This is a genomic window from Streptomyces gobitricini, assembly GCF_039532985.1.
GTDB classification, from domain to species: Bacteria; Actinomycetota; Actinomycetes; order Streptomycetales; family Streptomycetaceae; genus Streptomyces; species Streptomyces gobitricini.
Genome location: NZ_BAAASR010000044.1, coordinates 1 through 17,304, shown reverse-complemented (window position 1 = coordinate 17,304; position 17,304 = coordinate 1). Strand labels below are relative to the sequence as shown.

10 protein-coding genes and 1 pseudogene are annotated in these 17,304 nt (G+C 72.2%); 8 read left to right on the top strand and 3 right to left on the bottom strand.

Annotated elements, in window-relative coordinates; all coding sequences use genetic code 11:
• The coding region (locus ABD347_RS28125; protein WP_344366473.1) for a type I polyketide synthase at positions 1-6,959 on the bottom strand (6,959 nt) is incomplete at its 3' end.
• 510 nt (positions 6,960-7,469) lie between these two features.
• On the opposite strand from ABD347_RS28125, the gene ABD347_RS28120 reads away from it, so the two are divergent.
• The 8 genes from ABD347_RS28120 to ABD347_RS28085 all read left to right on the top strand — a co-directional run bounded on the left by ABD347_RS28120 (position 7,470) and on the right by ABD347_RS28085 (position 16,392).
• Positions 7,470-9,032 carry an acyl-CoA carboxylase subunit beta gene (locus tag ABD347_RS28120; protein ID WP_344366471.1) on the top strand — a complete coding sequence of 521 codons (1,563 nt, stop codon included), beginning with the start codon at positions 7,470-7,472 and terminating at the stop codon, positions 9,030-9,032.
• Entirely contained in the window at positions 9,029-9,286 is a 258-nt protein-coding gene (locus ABD347_RS28115; protein ID WP_344366467.1) for an acyl-CoA carboxylase epsilon subunit, read from the top strand. Before ABD347_RS28120 ends, ABD347_RS28115 begins: the two co-directional genes overlap by 4 nt.
• Before the next feature lie 23 nt (positions 9,287-9,309).
• On the top strand, positions 9,310-10,911 hold the full coding sequence (locus ABD347_RS28110; protein WP_344366465.1) for a GMC family oxidoreductase: 1,602 nt from the start codon (positions 9,310-9,312) through the stop codon (positions 10,909-10,911).
• Entirely contained in the window at positions 10,908-11,828 is a 921-nt protein-coding gene (locus ABD347_RS28105) for a thioesterase II family protein (protein ID WP_344366463.1), read from the top strand. Before ABD347_RS28110 ends, ABD347_RS28105 begins: the two co-directional genes overlap by 4 nt.
• 184 nt (positions 11,829-12,012) lie before the next feature.
• Complete coding sequence (sbnA, locus tag ABD347_RS28100) at positions 12,013-12,996, top strand: 2,3-diaminopropionate biosynthesis protein SbnA (RefSeq protein ID WP_344366460.1); 984 nt, start codon at positions 12,013-12,015, stop codon at positions 12,994-12,996.
• 334 nt (positions 12,997-13,330) lie between these two features.
• Positions 13,331-14,359: a 2,3-diaminopropionate biosynthesis protein SbnB gene (gene sbnB / locus ABD347_RS28095; protein ID WP_344366459.1), complete on the top strand. Its 1,029-nt coding sequence runs from the start codon at positions 13,331-13,333 to the stop codon at positions 14,357-14,359.
• A gap of 54 nt (positions 14,360-14,413) precedes the next feature.
• Positions 14,414-15,400, top strand: coding sequence for a hydroxyacid dehydrogenase (locus tag ABD347_RS28090; RefSeq protein ID WP_344366456.1), 987 nt, complete (start codon positions 14,414-14,416; stop codon positions 15,398-15,400).
• The gene (locus tag ABD347_RS28085) at positions 15,397-16,392 is read left to right on the top strand and encodes an EamA family transporter (protein WP_344366454.1); all 996 of its coding nucleotides are present in this window, start codon (positions 15,397-15,399) and stop codon (positions 16,390-16,392) included. Before ABD347_RS28090 ends, ABD347_RS28085 begins: the two co-directional genes overlap by 4 nt.
• An 83-nt stretch (positions 16,393-16,475) precedes the next feature.
• Here the strand turns inward: ABD347_RS28085 and ABD347_RS28080 are convergent, their stop codons facing one another.
• Positions 16,476-16,886 carry a PPOX class F420-dependent oxidoreductase gene (locus ABD347_RS28080; protein WP_344366452.1) on the bottom strand — a complete coding sequence of 137 codons (411 nt, stop codon included), beginning with the start codon at positions 16,884-16,886 and terminating at the stop codon, positions 16,476-16,478.
• 56 nt (positions 16,887-16,942) lie between these two features.
• A pseudogene (locus ABD347_RS28075) lies at positions 16,943-17,304 on the bottom strand (MFS transporter); the annotation flags it as partial.

Below are 17,304 nucleotides of genomic sequence, written 5' to 3'. Positions count from 1 at the left end.
AGCAGCAACGACCGCACCCCGTGCTCCACCACCAGATGCCGGGCGAACCGCGCACCCAGACTCCCCGTTCCACCCGTGACCAACACCGTCCCACCCACACCCCAGGCAGACCCGGCCGGCTTCCGCCGCTCCCTCACCAGGCGTGGTACGAGGATCCTGTCGCCGCGCAGCGCCGCCTGAGGCTCGTCCGACCGCACGACCCGGGTGAGGGCCTCCTCCACCGAGGGACCCGCCATGTCGTCGGTGTCGACCAGCGTGATCCGGCCCGGGTTCTCGGCCTGCGCCGACCGCAACAGACCCCACACCGCCGCCGTCGCCAGATCCGGCACCTCACCCCCACCGACCGCCACAGCACCACGCGTCAGCACCACCAGCCCCACACCGGCCAACCGCTCATCGGCCAACCACTCCCGCACCAGCGACAACGCACCCAGCACCTGCCCATACACCGCCCCCAACACCTCACCCCCACCGGACGCCACACACGGCACCACCACCGCATCCAGCCCCACAACCCCGGAAACCACCGCCGCACCCACCTCCGCGACGCTCCCGAACTGCTGGACGTCCGCCGTCAGATCGGCCGCGCGGAGACCGCCCCAGCGGACTGGCTCCGCAGCGTCGGTCAGCTCGCCCGGCACCCAGTCGACCCGGAACAGGGAGTCCGTCCCACGGGCCCGCAGTTGCTCCGGCGCGAACTCGCCGAGAGTGACGGACTCGACCGATGCCACCAGGTCGCCGGCCGCGTCCGTCAGTTGCAGCCCGAGCTCCTTGTCGCCGGCACGCCGAACCCGTACGCGCACCTCCTGCGCGCCCTCCGCGAACACCCGCACACCCGACCAGGACAGGGCGTCGCCACCATCCGCCGCCGCTCGCACCGCCGCCTCCAGCAGCAGCGGATGCAGCACGAATTCGGCGGCGTCGTACTCCTCCTCCGAGACCAGTTCGTCCGGGAGCTCCTCCGCGTCCGGCCACAACGCGCCGTCCACCTGGTCCCCGCCCCCGTGCCCGTGCCCGTGCCCGAGGTATCCCTCGGCGTGCAGGGTCCAGGGCAGGTCACGTCCCTCAGGCCTGGCGTGGATGGACAGCGCGTGCCGGCCCTCCTCGTCCGGCGTGCCGGTGGCGACGATCTGGAGGTGCATGGCGTGGCCGCCGTCCAGCACCAGAGGGGCCCGTACGGTCAGGGACTCGACGGCGCCGCAACCGATCTCGTCGCCGACGTGCATCGCCAGTTCGACGAAGACGGAGGTCGGTACGTACGGCCGGTCGGCGAGCCACCCGTGTGTGCCGGTGGAGATCCGGCCCGTGAAGAGCCGCCCGTCGCCGCCGGCGAGGTCCACCGCAGCTCCGAGCAGGGCGTGTCCGGGAGCGTCCAGGCCCAGCTCGCCCGCTTCCGCCGACCCTGAGTGCTTGGGCGCTTCGAGCCAGAAGCGCTGACGCCGGAAGGCGTAGGTGGGCAGGGGTACGGTGCGGGCGCCGGTGCCCTCGAAGAACCGGTGCCACTGCACCGTGCCGCCCGCCGCGTGGAAGTGCGCCAAGGCGGTGACGACCGTCTCCTCCTCGCCACGGTTACGCCGCAGCGAGGCCACCGTCTCGGCACCCGACCCCTCAAGCGAACCCTGCGCCATCGCCGTCAGCACCGCGTCGGGCCCCAGCTCCACAAACCGCGTCACACCATCGGCCTCCAGCACCCTCACCGCGTCGGCGAACCGGACGGGCTCACGCACGTGCCGCACCCAGTAGGCCGGATCGGTCAGCTCCGTGGTGACCGGAGCGCCGGTGAGCGTGGACACGAACGGGATGCTCGGAGCGGTGAAGGTCAGCCCCGACACCACCTCCGCGAACTCGGTGAGCATCGGCTCCATCAGCGGCGAGTGGAACGCGTGCGACACCTTCAGCCGGGTCGCCTTGCGCCCCTGGTCCTCGAAGTGCGCCTTGATGGCCAGGACTTCCGCCTCGTTCCCGGAGACGACGACGGCCTGCGGACCGTTGACGGCAGCGATCCCGACCGTGTCGGTCAGGTGCGGCAGCACCTCGTCCTCACTCGCCTGGAGCGCCACCATCGCGCCCCCGGCCGGAAGCGCCTGCATCAACCTGCCGCGCGCCGACACCAACCGGGCCGCATCCGCCAGCGACAACACCCCCGCCACATGCGCGGCGGCGATCTCACCGATCGAGTGCCCAGCGATCATGTCGGGGCGCACGCCCCACGACTCCCACAGGCGGAACAGCGCCACCTCGACGGCGAACAGCGCCGGCTGCGTCACCTCCGTACGGTTCAGCGCCTCCGCATCACCGCCCCACACCACTTCCCGCAGCCCCGGCTCCAGCTCCGCCAGCACCGCGTCGAACGCCTCCGCGAAGACCGGGAACGCGTCATACAACTCACGCCCCATCCCCAACCGCTGCGACCCCTGACCCGTGAACACAAACGCCGACCTACCACCCACAGCCCGGCACGACCGCCCCGACCGCAACCCGGCGACCAGCTCGTCCCGGTCGGCGCCCACCACCACCGCCCGGTACTCAAGAGCCGCCCGCGTCGTCGCCAGCGAAAACGCCACATCCCACACATCGGCGCCCGACTCAGCCACATACGCGGCCAGCCGCTCGGCCTGCCCGGCAAGGGCGTCCGGGCTCTTGGCCGACACCAGCCACGGCACCACACCACCACCCGCGCTCGCCCCGGTGGTCACCGTCTCGTCGATCGGCGCCTCCTCCACGATCACGTGCGCGTTCGTGCCACTCACACCGAACGACGACACACCCGCCCGGCGCACATGGGCGTCGTCCCGAGGCCAGGGGCAGGTCTCCGTCAGCAGCTCGACCGCCCCGCTGTCCCAGTCGACGAACGGCGTGGCCTCTTCGGCGTGCAGGGTCCTGGGCAGTTTCTCGTTCCGCAGCGCCATGACCATCTTGATGATCCCGCCGACACCCGCAGCCGCCTGAGCATGCCCGATGTTCGACTTCAGCGACCCGAGAAGGAGCGGCTGACCGTCCGGCCGATCCTGCCCATAAGTCGCCAGCAACGCCTGCGCCTCGATCGGATCGCCCAGCCGCGTCCCCGTCCCATGCGCCTCCACCGCGTCCACGTCCGCAGCCGTAAGACCGGCCGCAGCCAACGCCTGACGGATCACCCGCTGCTGCGCAGGACCATTCGGCGCCGTCAGACCATTCGACGCCCCGTCCTGATTCACCGCCGAACCACGCACCACCGCCAACACCCGATGGCCCTTGCGCCTCGCGTCCGACAACCGCTCCAACACCAGCAGACCCGCACCCTCGGCCCACCCCGTACCATCCGCACCCGCACCGAACGCCCGGCACCGGCCATCCACGGAAAGACCGTTCTGACGCGAGAACTCCACGAACATTCCCGGCGTCGCCATGACCATCGCGCCGCCCGCGAGCGCCATGGAGGACTCTCCGAGCCGGAGCGACTGCACGGCTTGGTGCACCGCTACCAGCGACGACGAGCACGCCGTGTCGACCGTCACCGACGGGCCCTCGAGCCCCAGCACGTACGAGATCCGACCCGAGATCACGCTCGCGAGGGTGCCGGTCAGCAGATGACCGTCCACGCCGTCAGCGGGTTCGTGCAGGCGGGGCCCGTAGTCCTGCGGTGCTCCTCCGGCGAAGACGCCGGTCGCGGTGCCCTTCAGGGACAGCGGGTCGATACCCGCGTACTCCAGCGCCTCCCACGCCGCCTCCAGCAGCAACCGCTGCTGCGGATCCATCGCCAGCGCCTCACGCGGCGAGATCCCGAAGAAGCCCGCGTCGAACTCCCCCGCCCCGTGCAGGAACCCACCCTTGCGCGTGTACGTACGCCCCGACGTCCCCGGCTCCGGGTCGTACAGCGCCTCCACGTCCCAACCACGATCGTCCGGAAAATCACCGATCGCGTCGGTCCCGCCCTCCACCAACCGCCACAGATCCTCCGGCGACGAAACACCACCCGGATACCGACACGCCATCCCCACGATCGCGATCGGCTCGTCCGTCGGCACCGCGTCACCCGTGGGTCCGGTGCCGTCGTTCGCCGTGGCCGTCCCGCCGATCAACTGCTCGTGCAGGAAGTCGGCCACCGCGGCGGGGGTCGGGTGGTCGAAGACGACCGACTCGGGGATCCGCAGCCCCGTCGCGGTCGACAGCCGGTCCCGGAGTTCCACACCACCCAGCGAGTCGAGCCCCAGTTCCCGGAACGCCCGGTCGGGGTCGATGGACGCGGGCCGGGCGTGGCCCAGGACGGCCGCGGCGTCGGCACGGACGAGGTCGAGGAGCGTACGCCGCCGCTCGTCCTCCGGAAGGCCGGCGAGGCGCTCCCGCAGCGGGTCGGCGGGGGTGGTCCCGGCGGGCGCGGGTGCGGTGTCGGCGGGCGCGGGCGCGGGTACGGGTGCGGTGTCGGCGGAGTCGAGCCAGTAGTACGAGCGCTGGAAGGCGTAGGTGGGCAGGGGTATGGCGCGGGCGCCGGTGCCCTCGAAGAACCGGTGCCACTCCACCGTGCCGCCCGCCGCGTGGAAGTGCGCCAGAGCGGTGACGACCGTCTCCTCCTCGCCACGGTTACGCCGCAGCGAGGCCACCGTCTCGGCACCCGACCCCTCAAGCGAACCCTGCGCCATCGCCGTCAGCACCGCGTCGGGCCCCACCTCCACGAACCGCGTCACACCATCGGCCTCCAGCACCCTCACCGCGTCAGCGAACCGAACGGGCTCACGCACGTGCCGCACCCAGTAACCGGGATCCATCAGCTCCGAAGTGACCGGAGCGCCGGTGAGCGTGGACACGAACGGGATGCTCGGAGCGGTGAAGGTCAGCCCCGACACCACCTCCGCGAACTCGGTGAGCATCGGCTCCATCAGCGGTGAGTGGAACGCGTGCGACACCTTCAGCCGGGTCGCCTTGCGCCCCTGGCCCTCGAAGTGCGCCTTGACGGCCAGGACTTCCGGCTCGTTCCCGGAGACGACGACGGCCTGCGGACCGTTGACGGCAGCCAATCCGACCGTGTCGGTCAGGTGCGGCAGCACCTCCTCCTCACTCGCTTGGAGCGCCACCATCGCGCCCCCGGCCGAAAGCGCCTGCATCAACCTGCCGCGCGCCGACACCAACTTCGCGGCATCGGCCAGCGACAACACCCCCGCCACATGCGCGGCCGCGATCTCACCGATCGAATGCCCAGCGATCACGTCGGGGCGTACACCCCACGACTCCCACAGCCGGAACAACGCCACCTCCACCGCGAACAGCGCCGGCTGGGTCACCTCCGTACGGTTCAGCGCCTCCGCATCCCCACCCCACACAACCTCCCGCAGCCCCGGCTCCAACTCCGCCAGCACCGCGTCGAACGCCGCCGCGAACACCGGGAACGCGCCATACAACTCACGCCCCATCCCCAAACGCTGCGAACCCTGACCCGTGAACAGAAACGCCGACCTACCACCCACAGCCCGACACGACCGCCCCGACCGCAACCCGGCGACCAGACCCTCCCCGTCCGACCCGACAACCACCGCCCGGTACTCCAACGCCGCCCGCGTCGTCGCCAGCGAGAACGCCACATCCCGGACGTCGGCACCGGACTCGACGTACTCCACGAGCCGCTCCGCCTGCGCCCGCAGCGCTTCCGCACTCCGCGCCGACACCAGCCACGGCACCACACCACCATCCGCACTCGCCCCGGAAGTCGCCCGCTCCTCGCTCGGCGCCTCCTCCACGATCACATGCGCGTTCGTGCCGCCCATGCCCCATGAGGAGACGCCGGCCAGCCGCCGGTCGTCGTCCCAGTTCTCGAGGTCTCGTTGCAGCCGCAGGTTCAGTTCATCGAGCGGGATGCGCGGGTTCAGGCGCTCGAAGTTGAGGCTCGGGGGGAGTTGCCGGTGCCTGAGGGCCAGGACCGCCTTGAGCAGTCCGACGATCCCGGCGGCTCCCTCCAGGTGGCCGACGTTCGTCTTGGCCGAGCCGACGCGCAGCGGCCGGTCGGTGGGCCGGCCCTGTCCGTAGACCGCGCCGAGGGCCGCCGCCTCGATCGGGTCGCCGACCTTCGTACCAGTGCCGTGCAGTTCGACGTAACCGACGTCCGCCGGGTCGACGCCCGCCCTGCGGCAGGCGGCCGCCATCACGGTTTCCTGGGCGGCCCGGTCCGGGGTCGTCAGGGTCTTGGCGTCACCGGAGTTGTTGACCGCGCTCCCCTTGATGACGGCGAGGACGGTGTTGCCGTCGGCCAGGGCGGCGGACAGCGGCTTGAGGACGACCAGTGCGCCGCCTTCACCGCGTACGTAGCCGTTGGCCCGCTCGTCGAAGGTGTAGCAGCGGCCGTCGGGTGACATGGCGCCGAACTTGCTGGTGCCGATCGTCCCTTCGGGCGCCAGGTTCAGGTTGACGCCGCCGGCGAGGGCGGTCGTCGACTCGCCCCGGCGCAGGCTCTCGCAGGCGAGGTGGACGCTCACCAGGGACGAGGACTGGCCGGAGTCGACGGTCAGGCTGGGGCCACGGAGGCCGAAGGTGTACGAGAGCCGGTTGGCGAGCATGCCGCGCTGCGTGCCGGTGAGGGAGTGGCGGCCGATGGCCTCGCGGCCGGAACGGTGCAGCAGCAGGTCGTAGTCACCGTTGATGGCTCCGACGAAGACGCCGGTGGCCGTGGACCGGAGGGTGCCGGGCACGATGCCGGCGTTCTCCATCGCCTCCCAGCCCAGTTCGAGGAGGAGCCGCTGCTGCGGGTCCATCGCGGCGGCTTCCTTCGGGGAGATACCGAAGAACTCGGGGTCGAAGTGGCCGACGCCGTCGAGGAACCCGCCCCAGCGGGTGCTCATGCGGCCGGGTGCCGAGGGGTCGGGGTCGTAGAGCGCCTCCACGTCCCAGCGCCCCTCGGGCGCTTCGGTCACGGCGCTGGTCCCGTCGCGCAGCAGGCGCCAGAAACCCTCCGGGTCCGGCGCTCCGGGGAGGCGGCAGGACAGCCCGATCACGGCGATCGGGTCGTCCCCGACCGGAACAGCGCCCGGCTCAGCGCCCGGGGCAGCTACCGGCACAGTGCCCGGGGCACCGATTGGGGCACCCGCCGGAGCCGCGACCGGGCTCCCGGGCAGGGCGTCGGCTCGGGTTCGGGCGGGGGCTTCGGCCAGGGTGCCGTCGGCCCCGGTCACCTCAGGTTCCATCATTTCCGGGCTCCACTCGTACCACTCGCGCAACGGGATTCAGAAAAGGTGCGCTCACGCTAACCGTGGCGTTTCAACGCCCCGCCCATCCTTCGGTAATCGCCTGTCCACAAAGCGACCGAGGCCGGGCGATTACCCGGCGATTGACGACCCGTTCCCCGATGTTTCCGCTGGAGCTCTACCGTTCACATAAACCGAGCTCCCCCGAATGAAGCCCGTCCCTCCCTTCACGCACCCTTTCCCCGCCCCCGCCCCCGCCCCCGCCCCCGCCCCCGTATCCGCATTCATATCCGTATCCGTATCCGAATGGAGCTGCAGGACATGACCGTCGTACAGGAACGCCCCGAATTCCCTTCCGAGATGCAGGCCCTCTATGAACAGGCCAGGAGCGGTCCGAGCGGCGCGGCGACCGAGGCCCAGCACGCCAAGGGGAAGCTCACCGTCCGCGAGCGCCTCGACCTGCTCTTCGACGAGGGCACGTTCAACGAGGTCGAGACCCTGAGGCGGCACCGCGCGACCGGGTTCGGGCTGGAGAACAAGCGGCCGTACACGGATGGCGTCGTCATCGGCTGGGGCAAGGTGCACGGCCGGACGGTGTTCGCGTACGCCCATGACTTCCGGATCTTCGGCGGTGCCCTGGGCGAGGCGCACGCGCAGAAGATCCACAAGCTGATGGACCTGGCGGAGGCGGCCGGCGCCCCGGTGGTGGGGCTGTGCGACGGCGCCGGGGCCCGCATCCAGGAGGGCGTCACGGCGCTGGCCGGCTACGGCGGGATCTTCCAGCGCAACGTCCGCAACTCCGGGGTGATCCCACAGATCAGCGTGATGCTCGGCCCGTGCGCCGGTGGCGCGGCCTACTCGCCGGCCCTGACCGACTTCGTGTTCATGGTGCGCGGCATCGCGCAGATGTTCATCACCGGACCGGATGTGGTGCAGGCGGTCACCGGCGAGGAGATCACCCAGGAGGGCCTGGGCGGTGCCGACACGCACACCTCCATCTCGGGTGTCGCCGGGTTCGCGTACGACGACGAGGAGAGCTGCCTGGAGGACGTGCGCCACCTGCTGTCGATGCTGCCGCAGAACAACCGGGAACTGCCGCCCTGCGAGGAGTGCGACGACCCGGCGGACCGCCGCAACGACGTGCTGAGCGAACTGGTCCCGCCGGACGCGAACCGTTCGTACGACATGCGCAAGGTCATCGAGGAGATCGTCGACCACGGCGAGTTCTTCGAGGTCCACGAGAACTGGGCGACCAACGTGGTGTGCGCGCTGACCCGGCTCGACGGGCACGTGGTGGGCATCGTCGCCAACCAGCCGGCGGCGCTGGCCGGGGTGCTGGACATCCCGGCGAGCGAGAAGGCGGCACGGTTCGTGCAGCTCTGCGACTCGTTCAACATCCCGCTGGTGACCCTGGTGGACGTGCCGGGCTTCCTGCCGGGCGTGGACCAGGAGCACGGCGGGATCATCCGGCACGGCGCGAAGCTGTTGTACGCGTACTGCAACGCCACCGTGCCGCGCATCAGCCTCATCCTCCGCAAGGCCTACGGCGGCGCGTACATCGTCATGGACTCCCAGTCCATCGGCGCGGACCTCACCTACGCCTGGCCGATCAACGAGATCGCCGTGATGGGCGCCGAGGGCGCGGCCAACGTCATCTTCCGGCGGGAGATCGCGGCGTCCGACGATCCGGAGGCGACCCGGACGGCTCGGATCAAGGAGTACCGCAGCCAGTTGATGCACCCGTACTACGCCGCCGAGCGGGGGCTGGTGGACGACGTCATCGACCCGGCGGAGACCCGGATGCGGCTGATCCAGGCGCTGGACATGCTGCGGGCGAAGAGCGCTCCGCTGCCGTCGCGCAAGCACGGGAACCAGCCGCAGTGAGCGCCGCCGAGACGGGCCTCGCGTCGATGGTGTCCGGCATCCGCGTGGTCAAGGGCGACCCGGACGCCGCCGAACTGGCCGCTGTCGTGGCCGTGCTGTGCGCCCGTGGTGCCGCGTCGGCCGCCGCCCCGGAGGGGGCCGGTCCGCCGTCGGGGCCGCGCGCGGCGCACTGGCCGAGGTCGGCCGGCGGTGCCGGGCCCGCGTTCGTGGGGTGGTCGCACCGTCCGGGCGCGCCGTGGCGGCCCCTGCCGTGATCCCCGAGGAGGAACACCCATCCATGAGCACCGAGTCCCGTACCCGAGGCCCCGCAGAGACCTTCGACTACGTCGTCGTGGGCGCCGGTTCAGCGGGCTGTGTCCTGGCCGCCCGGCTCTCCGAGGACCCGTCCGTCCGTGTCGCGCTGGTCGAGGCCGGCGGCCGCGACACCAACCCGGACATCAGGACCCCGTACTCCTTCTTCAAGCTCATGCACACCGACGAGGACTGGGCCTTCCAGTCCAGTCCGCAGCCCGGCATGGGCGGCCGTGAGATGTTCTGGCCGCGCGGCCGAACCCTCGGCGGTTCGTCGTCGATCAACGCCCAGATGTGGATACCCGGCCACAGTGAGGACTACCGGCCGTGGGCCGAGTCCGTCGGCGACCTGTGGTCCTGGGAGGCGGTGGAACCGTACTTCCGCCGGTCGGAGCGGTGGGCCGGTGACCCCGGCCGCGGCGGTACGTACGGCACGGAGGGCCCGCTGTGGATATCACCGCCGCGCGATCCCGACCCGACGACCGCCCGGTTCCTGGAGGCCTGCGCGGAGGTGGGCCTGCGCGAGCTGACGCAGGGGCTGGGCGGACCCGACCACACGGGCTGTGCGGTCACCCCGCTGAACCAGCTGCGCGGCGCCCGCTGGAGCGCGGCCGACGGCTATCTGCGCCCGGCCATGGAGCGGCCCAACCTCACGGTGTTCACCGACACCCAGGTGCGGCGGGTGGTGGTGGAGGACGGCCGGGCCACCGGTGTCGAGTCCGACCGGGGCGTCCTCGCCGCCCGGCGCGAGGTGGTCCTGAGCGCGGGTGCGATCGGCTCGCCGCACCTGCTGATGCTGTCCGGCATCGGTGACGTGGACGATCTGCGCGCGGCGGGCATCAGCCCCACGGTCGAGCTGCCCGGCGTGGGGCGCGACCTCCAGGACCACCTGACCCTGAACCTCATCATGGAGGCGACGGTCCCGGTACCGCTGGCCGACGCCGACACGCCCGCCAACCGGGCGCGCTTCGAGGAGGAGCGGCTCGGCCCGCTCACCTCGAACATCGCCGAGGCCGTGGCCTTCTTCCGGAGTGACGGCGGCCCCGGCGCGCCGGACCTCGAACTGATCTGGGCGCCCATCCCGTTCACCGACCACGGCACGGCGGCGAAGCCGGGGTTCACCCTGGGGGTGATCCTGCTCCAGCCCGAGAGCCGTGGCCGGATCACCCTGTCGGCGGCCGACCCGGCCGGTCCGCCGCGCATCGACCCGGGGTACTTCTCCGTCGACGAGGACCTTCGGGTGTTCCTGTCGGGGCTGCGGTTCGCCGAGCGGCTCTTCGACACCGCGTCGCTGCGCCCCCTGGTCAGCGGCCCGATGGCGCCGTGGCCGGGCACGGTGGACGACGCGCAGCTGGTCAAGACGGTGCGGGAGCACGGCGACACGCTCTACCACCCGGTCGGCACCTGCCGGATGGGGCCGGACGGCGACCCGGGCGCGGTCGTCGACGAGCGTCTCCGGGTGCGCGGGGTGAGGGGCCTGCGGGTCGCGGACGCCTCGATCATGCCGACGATCACCCGCGGCCACACCCACGCCCCCGCCGTCATGATCGGGGAGCGGGCCTCCGACCTGATCCGGGAGGCGGTGTGACGGCCTGGTTCCGCGAACTGCCCCCGGCCGGAGGGCCCTCGGCCGCCGGACCCTCGGCCGTCATGTCCTGGACCGGCGGGTCCAGGGCTGGCGGGCCCCGGACCGGCGGGCCCTCGGCCGTCGAGCCCCGGACCGGCGGGTCCTCGGTGGCGGGTGGCGGGCGGGACTCCCGGACGACGCCACGTGACGCGACGACGGGCCTGCGGCTGTACTGCTTCCCGCACGCGGGCGGCTCGGCAGGGGCGTTCACCCCTCTCGCCAGGGCGCTGGCGGCGGGCCGGCGCGAGGGGCCCCGGGTGACGGTGTCCGTGGCGGCGGCGCAGTACCCGGGGCGGCAGGACCGGTACCGGGAGCGGCCGTGGGAGGACATCGGCGCGATCGCGGACGTGCTGGCGGCGGAGATCCGCGCCCGTGACGAGCGGCCGTACGCGCTGTTCGGCCACAGCATGGGCGCCGTCGTCGCCTACGAGACGGCCCGCCGCCTCCAGCGGTCCCCGGGGCCCGGGCCGGCGCGGCTGTTCGTCTCGGGCCGGGACTCCCCGTCGGCCGGGCCGGTCGCCACCGACCACGTACCGGACGACGAGGCGCTGCTCGCCCATATCCGGCGGCTCGGCGGCACCGGCAGCCGCGTCCTGGACGACCCGGAGCTGGTCGCCATGGCGCTGCCCGCCCTGCGCGCCGACTACCGGGCCCTCCGTTCCTACGTGTGGGCTTCGGGCGAGCCGCTGGACTGCCCGCTCACCGTGCTGGTCGGCGACGCGGACCCGCTGGTGACGGACGCGGGGGCGGCGGCCTGGCGGGGACTGTCCGCCTCGACGACCACGGTCCGGCTGCTGCCGGGCGGCCATTTCTACCTCGACGACTGCGCCCGGCAGGTGGCGCAACTCGTCCGGGACGCGCTTCCCACACCCGTCTGAGGAACGGCCCATATCGCGTACCGACGGCCCCGGGAACCTCCGGGGCCGTCAATGCGTGCACAGTCCAAGCATTTCCCACACGCCGGTAATTCCGCGTCCTTTCCGCTGGTGGCGGCGATTGCACCGCCCCAGGGCAGCCCGTACCGTAACGTCCATGAAATCGGAAAGGAATTCACCAGAGATCGTGACTTCCCCACTGGATCTCACACCCGACGACATATTCATCGACCTCACCCCGTCATTCAGTCGCCCTTTCTTCCTCAAATGCGAGGGATTCAATTTCGCGGGTTCCGTGAAGGCCAAGGCGGCCCTGAGCATGATCTGCGCGGCGGAGGAGGAAGGGCGGCTGCGCCCCGGATCCACCGTGATCGAGTCGTCCTCGGGCAGCCTCGGCGTCGCCCTGGCCGCCATCGCCGCCGACCGCGGCTACGCCTTCGTCTGCGTGACCGACACCCGCTGCACCGACCGCCACCTGCGGATGATGCGCTCGTACGGCGCGGAGGTCGTCGTCGTGTCCGAGCCCGACCCGGTCGAGGGACTGCTCGGCGCCCGGATCCGCCGGGTCAGCGAGCTGTGCCGGCAGACCCCCGGCGCGCTCTGGCTCAACCAGTACGCCAACGACAACAACTGGCGCGCGCACTACCGCACCACGGGCCCGGCCATCGTCCGCGCCTTCCCCGACCTCGACTACCTCTTCATCGGCGCGGGCACCACCGGGACGCTCACCGGTTGCGCCCGCTACCTCAAGCACATCGGCCACCCGGCGCGCGTCGTCGCCGTCGACAGCGTCGGCTCGGTGACCTTCGGCGGTCCGGCCGGTACCCGGCACATCCCCGGTCTCGGCACCGGCCGGCGCCCGGAGATCGCCGACGAGAGCGTGGTCGACGAGATCCTGATGGTCCCGGAGCACGAGGCGGTACGGATGTGCCGCGCCCTGGCGCGCCGCGGCTACCTGCTCGGCGGCTCCACCGGGACCGTCCTCGCCGGCGCCTGGCAGCGCCTGACCGGCGCCGACCCGACCGCACTGGCCGTCGGCATCTCCCCGGACCTCGGTGAGCGTTACCTCGACTCGGTCTACGACGACGTCTGGGTACGGGCGCGGTTCGGCGACATCACGGACGACGACCCGCTGTCGCGCGCGGCGGCCGGAACGCTCGTCGGCAGCTGACCCGCGCGGCACCGGTCCCGACCCGGACCCGCCGCCGACCCACGCGGCACCGGTCCCGACCCGGACCCGCGGCCGACTCGTGCGGGATCGGGCACGGCCCGGACCGCGGCCCCTCAGCGCGCCGCCGTGGCCCCACCCACGGCGAGGCCAAACCTACGTACGGGCGCCCGCCCGAGCCCAGGCCCAGGGTCCACGCCCAGGCCAAACCCGCCCAGGCCCACGCCTGAGCCCAGGCCCCGCTCCCCGGGACGCACCCCCGCCCCCCCACTCCCGTCCCCGCCCCTACCCCCACCACCCACGGTTTCCTTCCCTCTCGACCTTGTCAGGAGCATCCATGTCCGCCCCCATCACCCCCGAGTTCTCCGTCATCGGCGGCAAGGCCGTCCATGACGTCCTGGCCGGCCACGAGTCGAGCATCATCGACGTCGTACGGGACGCCTACCTCGCCCACGGCGAGGGCAAGAGCGTCAACCCGCCCAGCTACTTCCTGCGCTTCCCCGACCGCCCGGACTCGCGCATCATCGCGCTGCCCGCCTCGCTCGGCGGGGACCGCGCCGTCGACGGCATCAAGTGGATCTCCAGCTTCCCCCGCAACATCACCAGCGGGCTGCCCCGGGCCTCCGCCGTCCTGATCCTCAACGACCATGAGACCGGCTACCCGTTCGCGTGCCTGGAGAGCTCCATCATCAGCGCGACCCGTACCGCGTCCTCGGCCGCGCTCGCCGCCCGCGAGCTGCACCGGGACCGTGAGCGGCCGCGTACCGTCACCTTCTTCGGCACCGGTCTGATCGCCCGCTACCTCTTCACCCACCTCCAGGGCACCGGGTGGGAGTTCGACGAGATCAGCATCCACGACGCCAGCCGGGAGTACGCCGACAGCTTCGCCCGCCACCTCGCCGACCGCACCTCCGCCAGAATCGTCGTGCGCGAGTCGCCCGAGGAGGCACTGCGCGCCTCGGGCCTGGTGGTCTTCGCCACCACCGCGGCCACCCCGCACATCCACGACCCGGCATGGTTCTCGCACAACCCGACCGTGCTGCACGTCTCACTGCGCGACCTGGACCCGGAGATCCTGCGCGGCTCCTTCAACGTCCTCGACGACATCGAGCACTGCCTGAAGGCCGACACTTCTCCGCACCTCCTCGAACAGGCCACCGGCAACCGGGACTTCGTCGACGGGACGCTGTACGACGTGCTGCGGTCCACGGTGACCGTGCCCCAGGACCGGCCGGTGATCTTCTCACCGTTCGGGCTTGGCATCCTCGACCTCGCCGTCGGCGCCCATGTGTACCGGGAGGCCACCGCGCGCGGCCTGGCCCAGCCGGCGCCCGGCTTCTTCCACGACCTGAGCCGCTACGCGTAACCCGCCGCCGCACCGCTCCGGTCATCCCCCCGCACCCGTGAAGGGAACCCCGTCATGACCCTGCCCGTGCTCGTGATCTCCGACCCGCTGCCGGCCCGCCTGACCGCCGAGCTCCACGCCGACTTCGACGTACGGCAGTGCCGGGGCAGCGACCGCGCCGCCCTGCTGGCCGCCGTGCACGACGCCGAGGCGCTCGTCATCCGCAGCGCCACCAAGGTCGACCAGGAGGTGCTCGACCACGCGCCCCGGCTGCGCGTCGTCGCCCGCGCCGGGGTCGGCCTGGACAACGTCGACGTCGAAGCGGCGACCCGCGCCGGGGTGATGGTGGTCAACGCCCCCGTCTCCAACGTGACCAGCGTCGCCGAACTGACCGTCGGGCTCATCCTGTCGATGTTCCGCGGCATCCCGGCCGCCTCGGCCTCCGTACGCGCCGGGGAGTGGCGCCGGGCCGACTTCCAGGGCTCGGAGCTCAGCGGGAAGAGCGTCGGCATCCTCGGCTTCGGCCGGATCGGGCAGCTGGTCGCCGAGCGGCTCGCCCCCTTCGAGGTGGAGCTGCTCACCCACGACCCGTTCGTCACACCGGAGTTCGCGTACGCGCACGGTGTGGCCTGGCTGCCGCTGGACGACCTGGTCGCCACCGCCGACGTCCTGACGGTCCACGTCCCCCGCACCCCGGCGACCACCGGGCTCATCGGTGAACGCGAACTCGCCCTGGCCAAACCAACCATGCGCCTGGTCAACACCGCGCGCGGTGGCATCGTCGACGAGGCGGCACTCGCCCGAGCCCTGGCCGAGGACCGGATCGCGGGCGCCGCGCTCGACGTCTTCGAGACCGAGCCACCCGTCCACTCCCCCCTCCCCCACCTGGACTCGGTGGTGTGCACCCCGCACATCGGGGCGGGTACGGCCGAGGCGCAGGACCGCGCGGCGACCACCGTGCTGGACGCCGTACGCGCGGTGTTCCTCGGGCTTCCGGTGAACGGCCTGGCCAACCCGGCGGTCGTCGCCCAGGGCGCCCCGAAGGAGGCGGTGGCCGTATGAACGGGGCACGGAGCACCACGCACACCGGTCTCGTCCTGGCCGTCGCCTCGGCCTTCGCGTTCGGTGGCTCGGGGGTCGCGGCCAAACCGCTCATCGAGGCGGGCATCGACCCGCTGCACGTGGTGTGGCTGCGGGTCGCGGGCGCCGCGCTGGTGATGCTGCCGCTCGCCATCCACCACAGGTCGGCCCTGCGGCTGCGCCCGGGGCTGCTGCTGGGCTTCGGCCTGCTGGCCGTGGCCGGTGTGCAGGCCTTCTATTTCGCGTCGCTGTCCTACATCCCCGTCGGCGTCGCCCTGCTGGTGGAGTACCTGGCGCCCGCGCTGGTGCTGCTGTGGGTGCGTTTCGTGCAGCGCCGGCCGGTGACGAAGGCCGCCGCCCTCGGGGTCGTCCTGGCGGTGGGAGGCCTGGCCTGTGTGGTGCAGGTGTGGTCGGGGCTCGCCTTCGACCCGCTGGGGCTGCTGCTCGCGCTCGGCGCGGCGGGCTGCCAGGTCGGGTACTTCCTCCTCTCCGACCAGGGGCAGGCCGGTGAGGGGAAGGCGGCGGTGTCGCCGGTCGCCGTCATCGCGTACGGACTGCTCGTCGGCGCGGCCGTGCTGACCGTGGTGGCACGGCCGTGGCAGCTGGACTGGTCGGCGCTCGGCGGCGGTGCGCAGCTCGGCGGTGTGGAGGCGCCCCGGATGGTGCTGATCGGCTGGATCGTGCTGGTCTCCACGGTCGCCGCGTTCCTCACCGGGGTGCTGGCGGTGCGCCGGCTCTCCCCCCAGGTCGCCGGGGTGGTCGCCTGCCTGGAGGCGGTCATCGCCACGGTCCTGGCCTGGGCGCTGCTGGGCGAGCGGCTGGCGGGCGCGCAGCTGCTGGGCGGTCTGATGGTGCTGGTCGGCGCGCTGATCGCGCAGCGGGCGACGCCGTCCGCCGCCGCGGGCGGTCCGGTCGAGGAGGACGACGAGGACGTTCCCGTACGGGAGGAGCGGCAGCTCCAGTCCGTGCGCTGAGCGGACGAGGTGAGCGGGGCCCCGGCCGACGGGGGGTACGTCGTCGGCCGGGGCCCCGCTCGTGCGCGCGGGTACGCGCGGGGTCAGCGCAGGCCGCCCGCGACCTTGGTCGGGGTGATCCGTACGACGACCAGCTGGTCGGCGGCCGGGACGTTGTCGGGGCTGAACTCGGCGTACACCTTGCCGGTGTACTTCACCGACAGCTCGTCGAGGAGGGCCATGGCGTCCTCGTCGGTGAACTCCGCGGTGCCGCTGATCGCGGCGAAGCTGTACGGCGCGTCCGGCGGGTTGACCATGACGGTCGCCCGCGCGTCCCGCCGGAGGTTCTTCTCCTTGCGTGTCCCGTAGGAGGTGACGAAGAGGACCTGGTCGCCGTCGGCCTTGGACCACACGACGCTCAGCTGGGGGCTGCCGTCGGGCTGGACGGTCGCCACGGTCACGAAGAGCGGCGAGTTGAGGAGCTTCTTCACCGGCTCGGGCAGTACGGCTGGCATGAGCGACTTCCTTGTGTGTGCGGAGGGGAGGGTCGGGACGTGGGTGTACGGGCGGGTCAGGCGTCCTGCGCGGCGCCGGCGGCCACCGGTGGCGCCTGCGGGCCGCGCAGCAGCAGCGCGGAGGTGATGACACCGACCACGAGGAACACGGCGACGGCGGCGATGCCCAGGTGGACACCGGAGACGGTTGCCTCCACCACGCCCACCGACGACGCCTCCAGCGAAGCGATCCGGCCGGTGGCGATGGCCCCGATGACCGGCGTGCCGATGGTGAGGCCGACGAGTTGGGCGGTGGTGGCGAGGCCGCTCGCCGCACCCTGCTGGGCGTTGGACAGCCCGCTGGTGGCGGCGATCGTGTAGGACACGACCGCCATCATGTGGCCCCAGCCGGCGATGCCGGTGCCGACGAGGAGCAGAG

What these genes read in the sequence shown, in the direction of transcription:
- ABD347_RS28120 (WP_344366471.1), top strand. Translation starts at nt 7,470, where the DNA reads ATGACCGTCGTACAGGAACGCCCCGAATTCCCTTCCGAGATGCAGGCC.
- ABD347_RS28110 (WP_344366465.1), top strand. Translation starts at nt 9,310, where the DNA reads ATGAGCACCGAGTCCCGTACCCGAGGCCCCGCAGAGACCTTCGACTAC.
- sbnB (WP_344366459.1), top strand. Translation starts at nt 13,331, where the DNA reads ATGTCCGCCCCCATCACCCCCGAGTTCTCCGTCATCGGCGGCAAGGCC.
- ABD347_RS28090 (WP_344366456.1), top strand. Translation starts at nt 14,414, where the DNA reads ATGACCCTGCCCGTGCTCGTGATCTCCGACCCGCTGCCGGCCCGCCTG.
- ABD347_RS28085 (WP_344366454.1), top strand. Translation starts at nt 15,397, where the DNA reads ATGAACGGGGCACGGAGCACCACGCACACCGGTCTCGTCCTGGCCGTC.
- ABD347_RS28080 (WP_344366452.1), bottom strand. Translation starts at nt 16,886, where the DNA reads ATGCCAGCCGTACTGCCCGAGCCGGTGAAGAAGCTCCTCAACTCGCCG.